13 protein-coding genes are annotated in these 19,388 nt (G+C 64.8%); all 13 read left to right on the forward strand.

Annotated elements, in window-relative coordinates:
• The first annotated feature begins 15 nt into the window (after positions 1–15).
• Positions 16–414, forward strand: coding sequence for a flagellar export chaperone FlgN (gene flgN / locus G579_RS0114490; protein ID WP_081662830.1), 399 nt, complete (start codon positions 16–18; stop codon positions 412–414).
• Position 415: 1 nt separating this feature from the next.
• A complete protein-coding gene (gene flgK / locus G579_RS0114495) occupies positions 416–2,359 on the forward strand; it encodes a flagellar hook-associated protein FlgK (protein ID WP_028990745.1) in 1,944 nt (647 codons plus the stop codon).
• A gap of 2 nt (positions 2,360–2,361) precedes the next feature.
• Positions 2,362–3,606: a flagellar hook-associated protein FlgL gene (flgL, locus tag G579_RS0114500; protein WP_028990746.1), complete on the forward strand. Its 1,245-nt coding sequence runs from the start codon at positions 2,362–2,364 to the stop codon at positions 3,604–3,606.
• A gap of 40 nt (positions 3,607–3,646) precedes the next feature.
• Entirely contained in the window at positions 3,647–4,684 is a 1,038-nt protein-coding gene (gene pseB / locus G579_RS17890; RefSeq protein ID WP_051181742.1) for a UDP-N-acetylglucosamine 4,6-dehydratase (inverting), read from the forward strand.
• Positions 4,681–5,844 (forward strand): UDP-4-amino-4,6-dideoxy-N-acetyl-beta-L-altrosamine transaminase, encoded by a 1,164-nt coding sequence (gene pseC, locus G579_RS0114510; protein WP_028990747.1) that lies wholly within the window; start codon positions 4,681–4,683, stop codon positions 5,842–5,844. Before pseB ends, pseC begins: the two co-directional genes overlap by 4 nt.
• Positions 5,841–6,545 (forward strand): pseudaminic acid cytidylyltransferase, encoded by a 705-nt coding sequence (gene pseF / locus G579_RS0114515; RefSeq protein ID WP_028990748.1) that lies wholly within the window; start codon positions 5,841–5,843, stop codon positions 6,543–6,545. Before pseC ends, pseF begins: the two co-directional genes overlap by 4 nt.
• Entirely contained in the window at positions 6,542–8,062 is a 1,521-nt protein-coding gene (gene pseG / locus G579_RS0114520; protein ID WP_028990749.1) for a UDP-2,4-diacetamido-2,4,6-trideoxy-beta-L-altropyranose hydrolase, read from the forward strand. Before pseF ends, pseG begins: the two co-directional genes overlap by 4 nt.
• Positions 8,059–9,114 carry a pseudaminic acid synthase gene (pseI, locus tag G579_RS0114525; protein ID WP_028990750.1) on the forward strand — a complete coding sequence of 352 codons (1,056 nt, stop codon included), beginning with the start codon at positions 8,059–8,061 and terminating at the stop codon, positions 9,112–9,114. The genes pseG and pseI overlap by 4 nt, the downstream gene beginning before the upstream one ends.
• A 114-nt stretch (positions 9,115–9,228) precedes the next feature.
• A complete protein-coding gene (locus G579_RS0114530) occupies positions 9,229–10,491 on the forward strand; it encodes a class I SAM-dependent methyltransferase (protein WP_051181745.1) in 1,263 nt (420 codons plus the stop codon).
• 1 nt (position 10,492) lies between these two features.
• Entirely contained in the window at positions 10,493–15,280 is a 4,788-nt protein-coding gene (locus tag G579_RS18815; protein WP_211218761.1) for a glycosyltransferase, read from the forward strand.
• A 172-nt stretch (positions 15,281–15,452) separates the two neighbouring features.
• On the forward strand, positions 15,453–16,913 hold the full coding sequence (locus G579_RS0114540; protein ID WP_028990753.1) for a flagellin N-terminal helical domain-containing protein: 1,461 nt from the start codon (positions 15,453–15,455) through the stop codon (positions 16,911–16,913).
• Positions 16,914–16,981: 68 nt separating this feature from the next.
• Positions 16,982–17,371, forward strand: a complete 390-nt coding sequence (locus G579_RS0114545) for a hypothetical protein (protein WP_028990754.1) — start codon at positions 16,982–16,984, stop codon at positions 17,369–17,371.
• A 27-nt stretch (positions 17,372–17,398) separates the two neighbouring features.
• Entirely contained in the window at positions 17,399–19,339 is a 1,941-nt protein-coding gene (fliD, locus tag G579_RS0114550; protein ID WP_028990755.1) for a flagellar filament capping protein FliD, read from the forward strand.
• Positions 19,340–19,388: the final 49 nt, after the last annotated feature.

Here is a 19,388-nt window from a genome sequence, read left to right on the forward strand (position 1 = left end):
GTGCGGAGGCAAGGCATGCAAGCACAATTAATGGAAGTCATCAGTGCGGAAACCGCCACGGCGGCGACCCTCTTGAAGGTGCTGGAGGAGGAAAATCATTGGCTGCCCCGCAGTGAGGCGGGCGCTGCCTCGCCCTTCCTGGCTTGCCGCGCGGAACTCCTGCAACAGCTCAATCAGTTGGGCCGTCAGCGGATTGCCCTGATCGCCACGGCGCCCATGGATGCCGCAGCCAACCAAGCGATGGCCCGGCTTGCCGACCTGATCCTGCGCATCCAGGAAATGAACCAGCGCAACCAGCACATGGTGCTCCTGCACCTGCGCGGGTTGGAAGGCGCGCTGGCCCAGCAGCAGCCGCAGCAGCCGACTTACGGCACGCCGGGCCGCCGCCCGGGCCAGTCCTTCGGAGCCGGCTGACATGGCGGGCATCGGCGCGATGATCAACAGCGCCCTGGGCGGCCTGAACGTGGCCACCACGGCGCTGCAAACCACCGGGCACAACATCGGCAACGTCAATACGCCGGGCTACAGCCGCCAAAGCGTCCAACAAAGCGCCCGCTTGCCCCAGTACACCGGGGCCGGCTTCATCGGCACCGGGGTGCAGGCGGACGGCATCGTGCGCAGCTACGACAGCTATCTGCAAAACCAGATCTGGCAGGGCACGGCCAACAGCAGCGCCCTCAGCACCCTGAACGGCCAATTGAGCCAGCTCAACAACCTGCTGTCCGATCCCAAGGCGGGCCTGAGCCCGGCGCTGAACGATTTTTTCACCGCCGCCCAGTCGGTGGCCAACAATCCGAGCGGCATTCCCGAGCGCCAGGCCCTGATCAGCAATGCCCAGGTGCTGGCCGCGCGCTTCCAAACCCTGGACGGGCGCATGAACCAGATGGAGCAGGAGGTCAATACCCAGCTCCAGGAGCGCTTGGCGAGCGTCAATACGCTGAGCCAGCAGATCGCCACGGTCAATCAGCGCATTTTCGAGCTGCAGGGCGATGCCAGCGGGCAGGTGCCGAACGATCTCCTGGATCAGCGCGACCAGTTGATCGCCAGGCTCAACGAAGAGATCGGGATATCCGTCGTGCGCCAGACGGATGGACGCCTGAACCTGTTCACCGGCAATGGGCAGGTGCTGGTGGCCGGCAGCAAGGCCTACGAGCTGGCCGCCGTGCCGAATGCCTATGATCCGACCCGCCTGGAAATCGGCTACCGATCGACCGGCGCCGTCATCTCCAACGGCATCAGCGGCGGCGCCCTGGGCGGACTGCTGCGCTTTCGCAGTGAGAGCCTGGACGTCGCGCGCAACGCCCTGGGACGCATTGCCGAGGGCGTGGCCGTCCATACCAATGCGCAGCAGCGGCTGGGCCTGGACCTGAACGGCGCCTTGGGTGGCCCCCTGTTCAGCGAGCCCACGCCGCTGGTGCACGCCAACCGCAACAACGGCAATCCCGGCGCCAGCCTGAGCGCACTGGTGAGCGACGTCAGCCAGCTGAGCGCCTCCGATTACCAGGTGGAGTACAGCGGCGGCGTCTGGCAGGTCACCCGCAGCAGCGACGGACAAACGGTGCTCACCAGCGGCGGCGGGCCGCTCAGCTTCGACGGCTTGACCGTCACCGTGTCCGGCACGGCCAACAACGGCGACAAGTTCCTGATCCAGCCCACGCATGGGGCCGCCAGCGCCATCAGCGTCCTGAGCACGGACCCGGCCAAGATCGCCGCCGCAGCGCCTTATGTGTCCAATCCGGGCAACAATACCGGCCTGGTGAGCATCTCCACCGGGGCCGTGGTCGCCGCCAGCGGCGATGTCAATGTGCCGGCCAGCGCCTTCGGCCAGGATCTGACCGTCACCTTTACCAGCAGCTCGACTTTCCAGATCAGCTCCGGCAGCCCGGCCGCCGTGATCGCCTCCGGTGCTTACGTGCCCGGCGGCACGAGCATCAGCGTGGCTTATCCCGCCGGTGCGGGCAACGCCTACTGGCAAGTGCAGCTCAGCGGCGCGCCGGCGGTTTCGGGCGACAGTTTCTCCCTGACCCGCGCCGGCGTCGACGAGAATCACAACGCCCTGGCGCTGGCCAACCTGCAGACCCGCAATACGCTGTTGGGCGGCAGCACCACCTTCGGCGGCGCCTACGGGCAACTGGTCACCCAGATCGGCACCGACGGGCAGCAGGCCCAGGTCGGCGACAAGGCCTTGGCCAACCAGTTGCAGCAGGTCAAGCAGGCGCAGCAGGCGGTGGCCGGCGTCAATCTGGATGAGGAGGCCGCCAACCTGGTCCGCTTCCAGCAGGCTTACCAGGCCTCCGCCAAGGTCATTCAGGTGGCCGACACGCTGTTCCAGAGCATCCTGGCCATCAAGGGAGCGTAGCCATGCGCATCAGCACCTCGCAGTTTTACGCCAACAGCCTGGACGGCATCCTGAATCAGCAGGAGCAGCTCAATAGGCTGAGCCAGCAGATGGCCACCGGGCGCCGCATCGTGAATCCCGCCGACGATCCCTCCGGCAGCGCCCGGGTGGTGGCCCTGTCCCAGAGCATCGCCGTGGCCGACAAGTACGCCGGCAACGCCGCCAGCGCCGTCGACACGCTCACCCAGGAAAGCACCACGCTGCAGAATGTCAGCGATCTCCTGCGGCAGGTGCGCAACCTGGCCCTGCAAATGGGCAACGGCACCCAGAACGACGACACCCGGCGCAATGCCGCCGCCGCGGTCACCAATCAGCTCTCGCAACTGCTGCAGCTGGCCAACGCCCGCGACGGCAACGGCAACTACCTGTTCGCCGGCAGCAAGAGCAACACCCAGCCCTTTGCCCTGACCGGCGGCACGCCGGCGGTCAGCTACAGCGGCGACAGCGGCCAGCGGGAGGTGCAGATCCACGGCTCCCGCAGCATCCCCGTTTCCGATTCCGGCCAGGCTTTGTTCATGGGCATCCGGGATGGCAACGGCACCTTCAGCAGCGTGGCCGCCAGCGGCAATACCGGCACGGGCCTCATCGGCATGGGCAGCGTCCTCGATCCGGCCAAGGCGACCAGCAGGCTCACCAGCGGGCTGACGAGCTACACCATCACCTTCGCCAGCGGCATCCCGGATACCACCTTCATGGTCACCAGCGGCAGCGGCGCCACCTCGGGCGTGGTCGCCAGCGGCACCTACACGCCGGGCATGTCCGTAGAGATCCAGGAGGCGGGCATCGCCGTGGAGCTGCAGGGCGAGCCGGCCAACGGCGACAGCTTCACCATCTCTCCGGCGAAGAACCAGGATGTCTTCACCACCCTGGCGCAGCTGCGGGACATCCTGTCCCAGCCCACCAGCGATCCGGCCCAAAAGGCCCGATTCACCCAGCAGCTGAACCAGGTGATCGGCAACCTGGATCAGGCGCAGACCAACATTCTCAGTGCCCAGTCCGCCATCGGCGTCCGCCTCACCGAAGCCCGGGCGGCGCAAAGCGCGAACAACACCTTGAAAGTCCAGTATCAGACCACCCTGTCAGGCGTGCAGGACGTCAACTACGCAGAGGTCATCACCCAGTTCAACCAGAGCAAGGTGGCGCTGGAGGCGGCGCAGAAAACCTTCGTGCAGATCCAGGGATTGACCCTGTTCAACTACATCAAATGACAGCGGCCGAAACAGGCCGGGCAGGTTTCGGGAGGCAGGGGTGTTCAACGACAAGGCGATTTTGATTACGGGCGGTACCGGCTCCTTCGGCAGGCTGTACGTGCAGACTCTTCTGGAGCGTTACCGTCCCCGGCGCGTGGTGGTGTATTCCCGCGACGAGCTGAAGCAGTTCGAAATGCAGCAGGAGTTCAACTCGCCGGTAATGCGCTACTTCATCGGCGATGTGCGGGACGGGCCGCGGCTGAAGCAGGCCATGAAAGGCATCGACTACGTGATCCATGCCGCCGCGCTCAAGCAGGTGCCGGCGGCCGAATACAACCCCATGGAATGCATCAAGACCAATGTGCACGGGGCGGAAAACGTCATCAATGCCGCGCTGGAATGCGAGGTCGAGAAGGTGATCGCCCTGTCCACGGACAAGGCGGCCAATCCGGTCAACCTGTATGGCGCCACCAAGCTCGCCTCCGACAAGCTCTTCGTGGCGGCCAACAACATCACCGGCGGGTCCAAGACGCGCTTTGCGGTGGTCCGCTATGGCAACGTGGTGGGATCGCGCGGCTCGGTGGTGCCGTTTTTCAAGAAGCTGCTGGCCGAAGGCGCCGCCGAGCTGCCTATCACCGATCCGCGCATGACGCGCTTCTGGATCACGCTGCAGCAGGGCGTCGATTTCGTGCTGAAGAACTTCGAGCGCATGTGGGGCGGCGAGCTTTTCGTGCCCAAGATTCCTTCCGCGCGCATCACTGACTTGGCCGAATCCCTGGCGCCCGGCCTGCCGACCCGCATCGTCGGCATCCGGCCCGGGGAAAAGCTGCATGAAATCATGTGCCCGCGGGACGACTCCCATCTCACCCTGGAATTTCACGACCACTACGTCATCCGGCCCACCATCACCTTCACCTACAAGGTAGATTATGAACTCAATGCCTTGGGTGAGCGGGGCGTGCCCGTGGCCGAGGGCTTCGAATACAACTCCGGGACGAACCCGCATTTCCTCACGGTGGAGCAGTTGCGGGAGCTGGACCGGGAAAAGGCATCCGCCGCGAGGGCAGGCGCGGCCCGGGAGCTGAGCCCCGCATGAAATCCATTCCCTACGGCCGCCAGGACGTCAACGAAACGGATATCCAGGCCGTCATCGAGGTGCTGCGTTCCGACTGGCTCACCCAAGGGCCGGCCGTGGAGCGCTTTGAGCAGGCGGTGGCGGACTACTGCGGTGCCGGTTTCGCGGTGGCCACCTGCAATGCCACCGCCGCGCTGCACTTGGCCTGCCGGGCTCTGGAGCTCGGCCCAGGGGACATGCTGTGGACCTCGCCGAACAGCTTTGTCGCTTCCGCCAACTGCGCCCTGTACTGCGGCGCGGCGGTGGACTTCGTGGACATCGATCCGCGCACCTACAACATGAGCGTCGAGGCGCTGGAAGACAAGCTGGCGCTGGCGGAGAAGCAGGGGCGGCTGCCCAAGATCGTCGTGCCCGTGCATTTTGCCGGCCAGGCCTGCGATATGCGCGCCATTCGCGCGCTGGCCGAGCGCTACGGCTTTCGCATCATCGAAGATGCTTCGCATGCGATTGGCGGCAGTTACCGCGGTGAGCGGGTCGGCAGCGGCCGCTATGCGGATATCACGGTCTTCAGTTTTCATCCAGTCAAGCTCATCACCACCGGTGAAGGCGGCATGGCGCTGACCAACGACTCCGGGCTGGCGCGCCGGCTCCATCGCTTGCGTTCCCATGGGATCAGCCGGGAACCCGAGGCCATGCGCCAAGCGCCGGAGGGGCTCTGGTACTACGAGCAGATCGAGCTTGGCTTCAACTACCGCCTGACCGACATCCAGGCCGCACTGGGGTTGAGCCAGCTCCAGCGCCTGGACGGCTTCGTCGAAAGGCGGCATGAGCTTGCCCGGCGCTACGATGTGCTGCTGGCGGGATTGCCGGTCATCGCGCCGTGGCGGCATCCGGATGCCCACTCCGCCTTTCATCTCTACGTCATCCGCCTGCGGCTCGACACCATCAGTCGCACCCGGCGCGAAGTATTCGCGGCCCTGCGGGAGGCCGGCATCGGCGTCAACGTCCATTACATCCCCATTCATACCCAGCCGTACTACCGGCAGCTGGGATTCATGCCCGGCGCCTTTCCGCAGGCTGAGAAATATTACGCCGCCGCGATCACGCTGCCCCTCTATCCGCAACTCAGGGCGGAAGAGCAGGACAGGGTGTGTTCCGCCTTGTGCGAGGCCGTGGCATGAAGGTGGCGATCATCCCGGCGCGCGGCGGCAGCAAGCGCATTCCGCGCAAGAACATCAAGCCTTTTGCCGGCAAGCCGATCATCGCTCATTCCATCGATGCCGCCCTGCGCTCGGCGTTGTTCGACCGGATCATCGTCTCGACCGACGACCAGGAAATCGCACAGGTGGCTCAGGCATTCGGTGCCGAGATACCGTTCCTGCGCCCGCCGGCGCTCGCCGATGACTTCACCGGCACCAACGCTGTCGTGAAACATGCCATCCAATGGTTGGCGCAGCACGGGCAGGCAGTGAATTACGCCTGCTGCATCTATGCCACGGCGCCCCTGCTGCAAGCGGAACATCTGCGGGAAGGCTACGACAAACTGCTGAGCTCGGGCCGGTCTTTCGCCTTTTCCGTCACGAGCTTTTCTTTCCCGATCCAGCGGGCCCTGCGCGTCACCCCTGACGGCGGCGTCGGCGCCATTTTCCCCGAGCATATCTTCACCCGCTCGCAGGATCTCGAAGAGACCTATCACGATGCCGGGCAGTTCTACTGGGGGCGGGCTGCGGCCTTCTTGAACGACGAGCTGACCTTTTCGCCGGCCTCGGTGCCGGTCATCTTGCCGAGACATCTCGTGCAAGACATCGACACACCAGAAGACTGGCGCCGTGCCGAACTGCTGTTCCAGGCATGGCAGATGAGCGGGGGTGCCGGGGCGTGAGAGTGGTATTCCGGACGGATGCCTCTGTCCAGATCGGCAGCGGCCACGTCATGCGCTGCCTCACGCTGGCGGACGAATTGCGCGGGCATGGGGCGGACGTCAGTTTTGTCTGCCGGGATCTGCCGGGCAATCTCTTTACGTTGGTCCGCAGCCAGGGCTTTGGTCTGGAAATTTTGCCCGCGCCCGACGCGACAGAAGGCTGGGAGGAGGACGGGGTCGAACATGCCCACTGGCTTGGCGTGCCTTGGCAACGGGACGCCGCTGAAACGCGGGTTCTGCTGGCGCACACCGATTGGCTGGTCGTCGACCATTACGCGCTCGATGCGCGCTGGGAGCAAAGCCTGCGGCCCTATGTGCAGCGCATCATGGTCATCGATGATCTTGCCGACCGGCGGCACGACTGCGACCTGCTCCTGGATCAGAATCTGCACGCAAATCCTGAGCGGCGCTACGACCAGCTGGTGCCAGCGCACTGCCGCAAGCTGCTGGGACCGCATTATGCGCTGCTGCGCCCCGAGTTTGCCGAAGCACGACGGCATCTGCGCTCCCGCGATGGCACGGTGCGGCGCATCCTGGTGTCCTTTGGGGGGACGGATCCCACCAATGAGACGATGAAGGCGCTGGATGCCATCGCGATGCTGCAGCGTCCGGACTTGACCGTAGATGTGGTGGTGGGGGCCAGCAACCCCAAGCAGGCGAGCATCCGGGCACGATGCGAAGCTATGCCGGGCGTGGCCTTTCACCGGCAAGTGGATGGCATGGCCGCATTGATGGCCAAAGCCGATCTGGCCATCGGCGCAGGGGGGGGCACCAGCTGGGAGCGTTGCGCGCTCGGCCTGCCGGCATTGGCGTACCCCGTCGCGCACAACCAAAGCCCGGTGCTGGAGGCTTTGGCGGCGGAGGGCGCTTGTTACCTGCCTGAGCGCGCTTCCGTGGCTACCTCTCAAGGGCTTGCCCAGCACTTATTTGCACTATTGGGCAACTCTGCGCTTTGTCGCGTGCTTTCGCGCAATGCTGCGCATTTGGTGGATGGCTCAGGCGTCAATCGTGTTGCCATGGCGTTGTGCCCACCCCGATTGTTCATGCGTCGAGCTATGGCACAGGATTGTGCGCGCTTACTGGCGTGGCGCAATCATCCTGATACGCGACGCCATGCCCTCGATCCTGAGCCTATCGCAGCGGATACGCATCAGCGCTGGTGCGAAAGCGTGCTGGTTGCCCCGAACTCGATCCTGCTCATTGCAGAAACCTCGGCTGGAGAGCCGGTCGGAGTCTTGCGTTTTGATCTCCAGCACAAGCAAGCCGAGCTTTCCATTTACCTGGTGCCGGGTTTGGCCGGGCGTGGCTTGGGAACGGCCGTCCTCTCGCAGGGGGAGGCATGGTTACGGCTTTGGCATCCGGAAGTGAAAGTGCTGAGCGCCGCCATCATGCCAGACAATCACGCTTCTACGCGTTTGTTCACGCGCGCAGGCTATGATCCGGTACAGACCGTCTATCGCAAAAGGTTGGATAAATGAACACTGCAGTACAGATTGGGCAACATCGCGTCGGACCGGGACATCGCCCTTTCATCATTGCCGAAATGTCCGGTAACCATAATCAATCCTTGGAGCGAGCGTTCGCAATCGTCGAGGCCGCGGCCCAGGCTGGTGCCCACGCGCTCAAAATCCAGACTTACACAGCTGATACCATGACTCTGAACCTTGCCGAGGGTGAATTCTACATTTCGGAGCCCAACAGCCTCTGGCAAGGCAAATTCCTGCATAGGCTTTACCAAGAAGCCTATACGCCATGGGAGTGGCATCAGCCCATTTTCGAACGTTGTCGGGAACTGGGGTTGATCGCCTTCAGCACGCCTTTCGATGCAACAGCGCTAGATTTTTTGGAACAACTCGATGTTCCGGCCTACAAAATCGCCTCTTTCGAGAACACGGACATTCCCCTGATCCGCAAAGTCGCGGCAACCGGCAAGCCGATGATCATCTCCACCGGCATGGCGACCGTGGCCGAACTGGATGAAACCGTGCGGGCCGCCCGCGAGGCCGGTTGCAGGGACCTGATCCTGCTCAAGTGCACCAGCACCTATCCGGCGACCCCGGAGCACACCAACATTCTCACCATTCCGCACATGCGCGAGCTGTTCCGGTGCCAGGTGGGCCTGTCCGATCACACTTTGGGCGTGGGGGTGGCGGTGGCGAGCGTGGCCCTGGGGGCGACGGTCATCGAGAAGCACTTCACGTTGGCGCGGGCGGATGGCGGCGTGGACGCGGCCTTTTCCCTGGAACCCGAGGAGATGCGCGCGCTGGTAGTGGAAACCGAGCGCGCCTGGCAGGCCCTGGGCGAGGTCCGCTACGGTCCTACCTTGCCGGAGCAGTCATCATTGCGTTTCCGGCGCTCGCTGTACGTGGCCAGGGACATGCGTGCGGGCGAGGCGCTGACCGTGGACAATCTCAAGGCACTGCGTCCCGGCTTTGGCCTGCCGCCCAAATACTATGACGTGTTGCTGGGCAAGTCGGTGAAGACCGACGTCAGGGCCGGCACGCCCATGGCCTGGGAGCTGCTGGCCTGAGGCAAATCGTGCTCGATCACCTAACTGATTTCTCAGAAGAAGCAGCATCGCGAGCGCGGCATGCATCAGGCTCGCAGTGCCGATCTGAAAACCGCTACGCCAAGGGAGCCGTTCATGGCTGTTGAAACCGATCTCATTTCCTGGAAAACCGATGCCTGGAAAAACCCGAACATGGTGTCCTGGTATCACCAGCGCATGATCGACGACAAAGGCACCAACCGCCTGAAGAACACGGTGGAAACCAATCTGTGCCAGCGCTATGCCGTAGGCAGCGAACTGCTCGACGTCGGCATCGGCACCGGCCGCGGCAGCCTGCCGCTGCTGCGGGAAGGCTATCGGGTCACTGGCATCGACAGTTCCCAGGCCATGCTCGACATGTGCCGCCAGCTGGCGGCTCCGCATGCGATCGACCTCCGGCAGGGGGATCTCGCCAAATTACCTTTCGATGATGCCCGCTTCGACACCCTGTTGTCCCTGAACGTCATGGTGCACTTCCCCCATTGGCAGCAGATCCTGGCCGAGTGGAGCCGGGTGCTAAGGCCGGGCGGGCGTATCATCTTCGATGTCCATTCGCTGGATCACGTCGAGCAGGTATCCCGGGTGCGCGGCGTACCCGTGGACCGGCTGCTGGAGGGCGAGCTCTCCGGCGGTCCCTCCCAATTCCTGCAGCGCCTGCGCGTGAATGAACTCGTGGCCGAGGCCGGGCGCCTCGGCCTGTCGGTGCGGGCCATCGTCCCTTACGCCGGCGTGTTTGGCGCGGGCAATGTCAATTTCTGGCTGAAGGGGAGCAGGGCGGACGGCCGCGCCTGGGAGCGTTTGTTGTCCTGGACGGCGGTGGACGAGCAGCTGTTCGATTTCGCACTCTTTTTGGAGGAGTCGCTCTTCGCCCACCTCAGCAGCATCGTCACCGGCCGCTTCATGGTGGTGCTGGAGAAGACTCCGCAGCCGGAACACAACGCCGCGTGGCTGGCCCGGAACGAAGCCATCAATCGCATGCTCGGCGGCGAGCTGACGGCGCAAGCCCTGGCCGCCTTTCTGCCCGACGATCTGGAACGCTGGCGCCAGCGCCTCCAGGCCATGCTGGATTACCGGCCCAATCTGGTCCTGCTTTTCCATCTCTACTCCGCCTGCATGGATGCTCCGCATTGGCTGGCGCTGCGCGATTTGCTGACGCCCGCGCAGTGCGACGAAATCGAGCGGTGGGCGACCAGCGCCCGCATCGACCGCGCCGCCTACGCGCTCGTATCCTCCTGGCATCAGGAACCCCAGTGCGCCTCCACGCTCATGCATCGCGGCGTGCCCCTCGGCCCCGGGCTGGAATACCAGTTGATGCGCGATGTGCTGGAACAAGCCTTCAATCTCTTTTCGGTACGCTGACATGAACGAAGCCGCCCTGATTTCCCTGCTGTGGCCCAAGAACCAGCATCTGCTGCGCCCGTATCTGGCCCAGCGGCCGCGGACGGTCTATACGCTGGCCGCCTATGCCAACCCCGCGCTGCAGGAAATGGTGGCCCAGAGCGGCAGCCGCGTCGGCATTCTGGAGCAGCTCCTGCCCGAGGCCCGCATCAACGCGCTGCGTGCCGAAGCGGCGGAGAAGGCGCAGAGCACCGCACGCGTGGTCGAAGATGCCGACTGGTCCACTTTCTGTGTCGCCGGAGGCTGCTCCGCCAAGCGTTTGCGCTCGGTCCTTACGCAGGATCTGCCGGCGCGCCTCTTCGAATCCATGCTGCTCATCGAGGCGCTGGACGCGGCACGCGAGCGCCATGCGGTCGAGTTGCTGGTGGTGAACGAGGACCTGATGCAGGCCGCCAAGACGGCCGTGTTGTGGGCCCGCAACGCCCAAATTCCCAGCCTGCACCTGTCCCACAGCGCCATCCTGGGGCAGCCCTACACCGTCCACCACCAGTTCAATGCCGACTGCATGGCCGTGTTCGGCAGCCGCGGACAGGCCGGATACCTGGACATGGGCATTGCCCCGGACCGGATGCCGGCGACCGGCAATCCCGCCTGGGATGCCTACGCGGATCTGGCGCCACGCCGCGCGGAGGTCCGCCACTGGGTCTTCGACAAATATCAGCTGCAGGCGGACGCGCCGCTGCTGGTTTTCGGCACCACCTGGGCGGCCAAGCTGACCGCCTTTGCCGATCCGGACATCTATGACCGCACCGTGCGCGCTTTTCTGCGCAGCTGCCGGCAATTGCGGCAATCCGGCCGACGTGTCCACTGCGTCATCAAGGATCGCGCCAGCAACCTGGGCTTTGGGCGGGAACGGGTCGGCGCCATCGCTCGGAGCGAAGGGCTGGAGCCCGATGATTACCTTTACACCGTGGAGGACATGGAGGCGCTGACGCTCGCGGCCGATCTCCTGATCTCGGTGGACTCCAACCTGTCCATCGAGGCGATGCTGGCCGGCACGCCGGCCCTCAATCTCTGGGACGCCACGGGCTGGCTGCTGGGACCCTTCTTTGCCGCCGAGGACGGCGTGCTGCAGGTCCACCCGGATCGCCTGGCGGATATCTTGGCGCAACTGCTGGATGCCCCCGCCCTGCGCGAGGCGCTGTTGAGCAGCCTGCAATCCCGCGTGGCGGATTTCAACGCCGGCCACGACGGCAAAGCCGCGCAGCGCGTGGCCGAGCTGATGGCCGGGCTCGCTTTGCCTTTGGCTGGCACCCAGCCGATGGAGCGGCCGGGCGCGGGCTACGTGTGGGAGGAACTGTCCAGCCCGCGCGAGGCGGATCTGAAAGGGGAGTACCACGACCATCCGCGCACCGAGCTGGTGGAAATGTTCGCCCATGCGCCGCGGCGGGTGCTGGACATCGGTTGCGCCACGGGCGCCACCGGCCAAGTGATCAAGTCGCGCTGGCCGCAGGCGCACGTGACCGGCATCGAGCTGAACCGAGCGGCCGCCCGCATTGCCGCCCAGCGCATCGACGTGGTGCTGAACGACAAGCTGGAGAACCTGGAGCTGGAGCGCTATGGGATCGCCCGCGGCAGCATCGATACCGTGATCGTCGCCGACGTCCTGGAGCACCTCTACGATCCCTGGGGCACCCTGCTGCAGTTGCGCCCTTACCTGAGCGACGATGCCCAGGTCCTGGCCAGCATTCCCAACGCCCGCAATCTCTGGCTCATCAACGAGCTGATCAACGGCCGTTGGAGCTATGCTCAGGAAGGGTTGTTGGACGTGACCCACCTGCGCTTCTTTACCCGTCAGGAAATCGAAAAGCTGTTCCAGGAAACGGGCTACGACATCCAGGCGGTCGGGCACACCCTGGACGGCCGCTTGGCCGGCATGTCCGCCCAAGGCCAGCAGCGCTTCAACCTCAACACCGACAAGCTGACCCTGCGCAACGTCGACGAAGCGGAGCTGCAGGAGCTGAAGACGCTGCAGTTCCTGGTGTTGGCCCGCCCCCGGCCGCAGCGGCAGGTCGCGCAGGCCGCTCCCGCCGTGTCGCTGCCGGCAGCGCCACCCGCGCCTGCCAGCGATCCCTACGGCCGTTGGCAGGCCGCCCATGCCTATCGGGAGCGCGACGCCCAGTGGATGGCGGAGCGCATGGCCAGCTGGACGCAGCACCCGCGCTTTCACTTGGCGGTGATCGTGCTGCCGGAGCGGGAGGAATGGCTGGCGCGCAACATCGACGCCTTGGCCGCCCAGTTCTATCCCGACTGGCGCCTCACCATCGTGGCCTTCAGCCCCGCGCCCGAGGGCGTGCAGGACTTGGCAGTGCTGAACTGGGTCCAGGTCCAGGACAGCCCGCTGGCGGCGCTCAACCGGGTGTTGGCCGAAACCGAGGCCGACTGGGTCGGCGTGTTCGAGGCGGGCGATCAGATCGCGCCCCATGCCTTCTTTGCTTTCGCCGACGCCGTCAACGCGCATCCCGACTGGCAGCTCGTCTACAGCGACGAGGATAGTCTGGACGCGAACGGCCAGCGCTCCAATCCGCACTTCAAGCCCGAGTTCAACCTCGACCTGCTGCGTTCCATGCCCTACATGGGCGGCTTGCTGCTCCTGCGGCGGGAGCTGTTCGCGGCCATCGGCGGCTTTGATCCCGGCATGGACGGCGCCGAGGACTACGACCTGGTGCTGCGCGCGGTCGAGCGCCTGGAAAGCCGGCACATCGGCCATGTCGCCGATGTGCTTTACCATCGCTACAGCGGGGGTGGGCACAGCCAGTGTCCCGTGCAGCAGGTGCTGGAGCAGGGAAGGCAGGCGGTGGCGGCGCACTTGGAGCGCCTGGCCATCCTCGCCCAGGTGGAGCACGGCGCTTTTCCGCCGAGCTACCGGGTGCGCTATGCCCACGAGCGTCAGCCCATCGTCTCCATCATCATCCCCACCCGGGACCAGCTCCCCTATCTGCAGCGCTGCATCGAGTCCATCATCGAGCACACCCGTTATCCGCACTACGAGATTCTCGTGGTGGACAACGACAGCCGGACGCCCGAAGCCCGCGCGTACCTGGAAGGGCTGCGCGGCGTGGACGAGGAGCGCCTGCGCGTGCTCAGCTATCCGCACGCCTTCAATTTTTCGGCCATGAACAACCTGGCTGCCGGCGTGGCGAAGGGCGAGTATCTCCTGCTCTTGAACAACGACACCGCCGTGGTGCAGGCGGATTGGCTGGATGTGCTCATGAGCCATGCCCAGCGCCCCGAGGTGGGCATCGTCGGCCCGCGCCTGCTCTATCCGAACGGCAAGGTCCAGCATGCCGGCGTCATCCTCGGCCTGGGCGGCTCGCCTGCCGAGCATCCCTTCATCGGCTATCCGCCCGACGAGCGGGGTTACTTCGGCCGCCTGCGGCTTGAGCAGAACTACTCGGCGGTGACCGGCGCCTGCCTGCTCATCCGCAAAAGCGTGTATGAGGAGGTGGGCGGCCTGGACGAGGCACGCTTTCAGGTGTCCTACAACGACATCGACCTGTGCCTGAAGGTACGCGAGCGCGGCTATCTCGTCACCTGGACGCCCTTTGCCACCCTGCTGCACGAAGGCTCCGTGAGCCAGAAAGGGCAGGTGGAGCAGGCGCCTGATGCGGCCAAGCAGGCACGCTTCGCGGCGGAGCAGGAGCGCATGTATGACAAGTGGCTGCCGCAACTGGCCTTCGATCCGGCTTACAACCGCAACCTGAATCTGCTGAGCCGCAGCTTCGAGATCGAAGCCGAGGCTGCCGTGACCTGGAGCCCGGATTGGCGTCCGCGACCGCGCATCCTGGTGCATCCGGCCGACCGCTTCGGCTGCGGCGAGTACCGCATCATCGCGCCCATGCGCGCCCTGAACGAGGCCGGCCGGGTGCAGGGCTGGGAAACGCAACGGATCTTCACCCCGCCGGAAATGGCGCGCATGGATCCCGACTGCATCGTCATGCAGCGTCAGCTGGAATGGGGGCAGATCGATGCCATCGCCCAGCACAAGCGCTTCAGCCGTGCCTTCCGCGTCTACGAGATCGACGACCTCATCACCAATCTGCCGGTCAAGAGCGTGCACAAGGCCGCCATCTACAAGGACATTGCCAAGCGGTTCCGCAAGGGCGTGGGCCTGTGCGATCGCCTGGTGGTGGCCACGGAGCCCCTGGCTGAAGCCTTCAAGACCTTCAGCCCCGACGTGCGGGTGGTGCACAACTACATCGAAAGGGCCAAATGGGGGCACTTGCGGCCGCAACGGGGCCAGGGGAGCAAGCCGCGGGTCGGCTGGGCGGGCGGCTCCGGTCACACCGGCGACCTGGAGCTCATCGCCGACGTGGTCAGAACCTTGAGCCGGGAGGTGGATTGGGTGTTCTTCGGCCTGTGTCCGGAAGCCCTGCGGCCCTACGTGCGCGAGATCCACGAGCCGGTGCCCATCGACGACTACCCGGCCAAGCTGGCGAGCCTGAATCTGGATCTAGCGCTGGCGCCGCTGGAGGAGATCCCCTTCAACGAGGCCAAGAGCCACCTGCGCCTCCTGGAATATGGCATGCTGGGCTATCCGGTGGTGTGCACGGACATCTTCCCTTACCGAAATGGTTTTCCGGTGACGCGCGTGCGCAACCGCTACAAGGATTGGCTCGACGCCATTCGCGATCACTTGAATGATCCCGAAGCCAGCGCGGTGGCGGGCAGTGCCCTGCGCGAGCACGTCAACCGGCACTGGGTGCTGGAGGACAACCTTGATGCCTGGCTGCGTGGCTGGCTGCCCTGAGATTCAGCGGAACGGCCCGGCGCCGGCGGGCAAGGGGCGGCGGCGAATGCAAAACGCCGGGCAGTACCCTAAAGTTTTTTCCGGAACGTGCCGTTAATGGGTTCATCGGGGAATGCTCCCCGATGAACCTCAGCATGGAAGCTGGCTACCGCTTAAGAACAGGAGCAAAACCATGGCAATGTCCGGCATCATCAATACCAACGCCAACTCCCTTTTCACCCAAAACGCCCTGAACGGCACCTCCAGCGCGCTCAACCAGGCGCTGCAGCGGCTCTCCACCGGCCTCAAGATCAACAGCCCCGGCGATGACCCGGCCGGCTATGCGGTGGCCCAGCGCTTCACCACCCAGATCAACGGCACCAATCAGGCGATCTCCAACGCCCAGCAGGCGACCGCCCTGGTGCAGTCGGCCACCGGCGGCATCCAGAAGTCGACCGACCTGCTGCAGCAGATCCGCAAGATCGCGGTGCAGGCGGCCAACGGCTCCAACAGTGACAGCGATCGCGCGGCGCTGCAGAACGTGGTGGCGCAGCTGAAGGATCAGATCTCCACCATCGCCAAGCAGACCCAGTTCAACGGCAAGAGCCTGCTGGACGGCACCTTCTCCGGCGAGCAGTTCCAGGTCGGCGCCAACGCCTTCCAGATCATCAACGTCAGCGTCGGCAACGCCAGCGGCAACAAGATCGGCGTCCAGGAAGTGAATAAGTTTAAGGCCAGTGACTCCGTCTTCGTCACCGGCGGTAACTACGCCTTCACGACCGGCAACCTGGACATCTCGGGCAGCGCTGGCGCCGCGCGCATTTCGGTGACCAATTCCGACAGCGCCAAGGAAGTGGCGGCCGCCATCAACCTGAAGACCCAGAACACCAACGTGAGCGCCGCGGCGCGCACGAGCCAGGAGTTCACGGTCGCATCCGGTGGCGCCATCAGCTTCACGCTGGCCAACGGCGATTTCGGCGGGCTGAGCAACAGCGTCAACATCTCCGCCAACATCTCCGACACCAATGACCTGACCGCGCTGGTGACCGCCATCAACGCGCAGACCGCGAAGACCGGCATCACCGCGACTTCCAACGCCAACAAGATCACCCTGACCCAGGCCGACGGCGAGAACATCGTGTTCAGCGGCGTGGCTGGCGCAGCCGTGATGTCCGCGGACAACGCGGTCGTGTTCAGCGGCACGGGCAATAGCGCGGGCATTATCCAGGGTCAGGTGTCCCTGCAGTCGGATGCCGGCTTCAGCACCAGCGGCGATGCCCAGGTCATGGCCACCACTGCCGGCACCAGCTTTGCCAGCGGTGTCTTCTCCTCCGCACTGTCCTCCGTGTCCGACATCGACGTGAGCACGGTCGACGGCGCGAACAAGGCCCTGCAGATCGCCGACTTCGCCCTCAAGTTCCTCAATGCCGAAGGCGGACGTCTGGGTGCTCAGCAGGAGCGGATCAAGGCCACCCTGGCCACCTTGCAGACCGCCAGCCTCAACCTGACGGCGGGACGCTCGGCGGTGCAGGACGCGAACCTGGCCGAGGAGACCTCGGAACTGACCAAGAACCAGATCCTGCAGCAGGCGGGCATCTCGACCTTGGCGCAGGCCAACCAACTGCAGCAGGCCTTCCTCAAGCTGCTGCCCTAACCAGGACCATGAGCTGGGCGGGGGTGCGGACTGTGTCCGCCCCCCCTTAGCCCGTTGAGGAGGTCACAATGCTGAATGTGAATGATCTTTCTCCCCAATCCCGGATGGTGCCGGAAGCGGGCCTGGAGCGTCAGGCTCCCACGGCGGCAACCCAGTCGGACAAAGGCGATAAGGCCGGCCAACCCGAAGGGGCGGCACCTGCCCAGCCGCTGCCTAAGCCCGGCGACGCCGCCGCGCTGGCCAGCAGGCTGCAGCAGAAGATCCCGGCCGAGCTGGGCGTCAAGCTCAATGCGGGGCTGGACCCGAGCGGCAAGGAAGGCATGGTGGTCGAGCTGGTGGATACCAAGACGAAGCAGGTGTACTACCGGGTGCCGCCGGAGAATCTGGCACGACTATTGGACGCCTCCGAGCCGGGCGCTCCGCTGAAATCAGGAACGCTCATCGCCACCCGGACTTAGCTTGCCGGCCCGCAGCAAGGAGGCGCCATGTCTGTCTCACTCACCGGACTCGTCAACGGCATCGACACCCAGAAACTGGTGGACACGATCAGCCAGACCTATCAGCGGCCCATCAATCTGCTGCAATCCGAGGCGGCATCCTACGGCACGACCTTGACCGCTTGGGGCAACCTGAAAGGGGCGCTGAGTTCGCTGCAAGGTTCGCTGACCGACCTGGGTGCCATTCCGGTGGCGAACAACCGCAGCGCCAGTGTGGGCGACAGCAGCGTGCTGACGGCGAGCGCCGGCAAAGACGCGCCGCAGGGGACTTACAATGTGACGGTGAACGCGCTGGCCAAGTCCCAGATCCTCTCCACCGCGGGCAGCTACAGCAGCGCCGACAACGTGCAGATCGGCACCGGTACCTTGGTCATCCAGGCCGGCGGCGGTACTCCGACCACGCTAACCATCGACAACACCAACAACACCCTGAACGGCATCGCCAGCGCCATCAACAACGCCAAGGCCGGCATCAGTGCGGCGGTCATCTATGACGGCACCGGCTACCGGCTGACCCTGACCGGCAACGACACCGGCGTGAAGAACGCCTTCAAGATTACCGTCAGTGGCGCCACCGGCAGCCTGATGGACCTCAACTATGACGGCGTGACCAACAACATGACCCAGAATCGCGCCGCCGCGGATGCGAGCCTGACGGTCAATGGACTCAACATCAGCAGCAGCAGCAACACGCTGAGCTCCACCGTACCCGGCGTCAACCTGACGCTGTTGAAAGAGGGCGGGGCCGCCACGACCGTGACAGTGGGGCAGGACAGCTCGGCCGTGCTCAAGTCCGTGGATACCTTTGTCAAGGGTTTCAACGATGCCATCAAGACGCTGAACGACCTGACCAAATACGATGCCATCACGCGCGAGGCCGGGCCGCTGCTGGGCGATCCGGCAGTCACCAGCATCCGCACCCAGCTGCTGAATCTCATCACCGCGCAGGCGCAAGGCGTGGCCGCCGACAGTCCCTACGACTCGCTGGCCGCCGTGGGGCTCGACTTGCAGGAGGATGGGACCATCGCCTTGGATTCCGCCAAGCTGTCCAACGCCTTGAAGTCGGATTTCGCCACGGTGGCGGGCCTGTTTGCGCAAGTGGGCAATCCCACCAATGCCAATGTGAAGTATCTCAGCGCCAGCAACAATACCGCAGCCGGCACCTATGCGGTCGAGATCACCACCGCGGCCGCGCAGGCCAGTGTTGCCGGCGCCGCTGCCATCCAGGCCGGCGGGATCGCGCTAGCCGAGAATCTCACCATCAATTACCAGGGCAAATCCGTCAACGTGGCCCTGGCGGCGGGCAGCACCATCGATATGGTGGTCACCAGCATCAATGGCGCCTTGCAGGCGCAGGGCATCACCGGCTTGAGCGCGCTGAACGACAACGGCAGGCTGCGCCTGAACACCGGCAATTACGGCAGCGCCGAGACCTTCTCCGTGGTATCGGACCAGGCCGCCGTCGATGGCACGCAGACGGGCATCGGCACGGTCTTGCAGTCGAGCACCGGCGTGGATGTGGCCGGCACGGTGAACGGCCAGACCGCTACCGGCAGCGGCCAGACTCTGACGGTGACCGGCAGCGGTCCGGCCCGGGACCTGAAGCTGCAGATCGTCGGCGTGGCCACCGGCCCCCTGGGCACGGTCAGCGTCAGCGAAGGATTGTTCAAGAACATGAATGCGATCCTGAATGACGCGCTGGACGGCGACACCGGCACCATCACGGCGGCGACCGACAGCCTGAATGCCACCCTGGACGACATCGACCAGCGCATCAAGGTCCTGCAGGAGTCGGCGGACAGCCAGACGGTCCTGTTACAGCAGCAGTTTCAGGCCATGCAGGCCACCCTGGCGCAACTGAACCAGACAAGCAATTACATCACGGCATTTTTCAGCTCGTACAACTCGGCTGCGAGCGGCAAGAAGTAAGCGTGCGGAATGACGGGTCCGGGCGGGGCCCGGTCCGCGATGGAAACAA

The sequence above is a fragment of the Thermithiobacillus tepidarius DSM 3134 genome (assembly GCF_000423825.1).
Lineage (GTDB): Bacteria > Pseudomonadota > Gammaproteobacteria > Acidithiobacillales > Thermithiobacillaceae > Thermithiobacillus > Thermithiobacillus tepidarius.

Bases quoted from the DNA above. Each gene is read 5' to 3' on its own strand.
- G579_RS18815 (WP_211218761.1), top strand. From the start codon at position 10,493: ATGAACGAAGCCGCCCTGATTTCCCTGCTGTGGCCCAAGAACCAGCAT.
- pseI (WP_028990750.1), top strand. From the start codon at position 8,059: ATGAACACTGCAGTACAGATTGGGCAACATCGCGTCGGACCGGGACAT.
- G579_RS0114540 (WP_028990753.1), top strand. From the start codon at position 15,453: ATGGCAATGTCCGGCATCATCAATACCAACGCCAACTCCCTTTTCACC.
- flgK (WP_028990745.1), top strand. From the start codon at position 416: ATGGCGGGCATCGGCGCGATGATCAACAGCGCCCTGGGCGGCCTGAAC.
- G579_RS0114530 (WP_051181745.1), top strand. From the start codon at position 9,229: ATGGCTGTTGAAACCGATCTCATTTCCTGGAAAACCGATGCCTGGAAA.
- pseC (WP_028990747.1), top strand. From the start codon at position 4,681: ATGAAATCCATTCCCTACGGCCGCCAGGACGTCAACGAAACGGATATC.
- flgL (WP_028990746.1), top strand. From the start codon at position 2,362: ATGCGCATCAGCACCTCGCAGTTTTACGCCAACAGCCTGGACGGCATC.
- pseF (WP_028990748.1), top strand. From the start codon at position 5,841: ATGAAGGTGGCGATCATCCCGGCGCGCGGCGGCAGCAAGCGCATTCCG.
- flgN (WP_081662830.1), top strand. From the start codon at position 16: ATGCAAGCACAATTAATGGAAGTCATCAGTGCGGAAACCGCCACGGCG.
- fliD (WP_028990755.1), top strand. From the start codon at position 17,399: ATGTCTGTCTCACTCACCGGACTCGTCAACGGCATCGACACCCAGAAA.
- G579_RS0114545 (WP_028990754.1), top strand. From the start codon at position 16,982: ATGCTGAATGTGAATGATCTTTCTCCCCAATCCCGGATGGTGCCGGAA.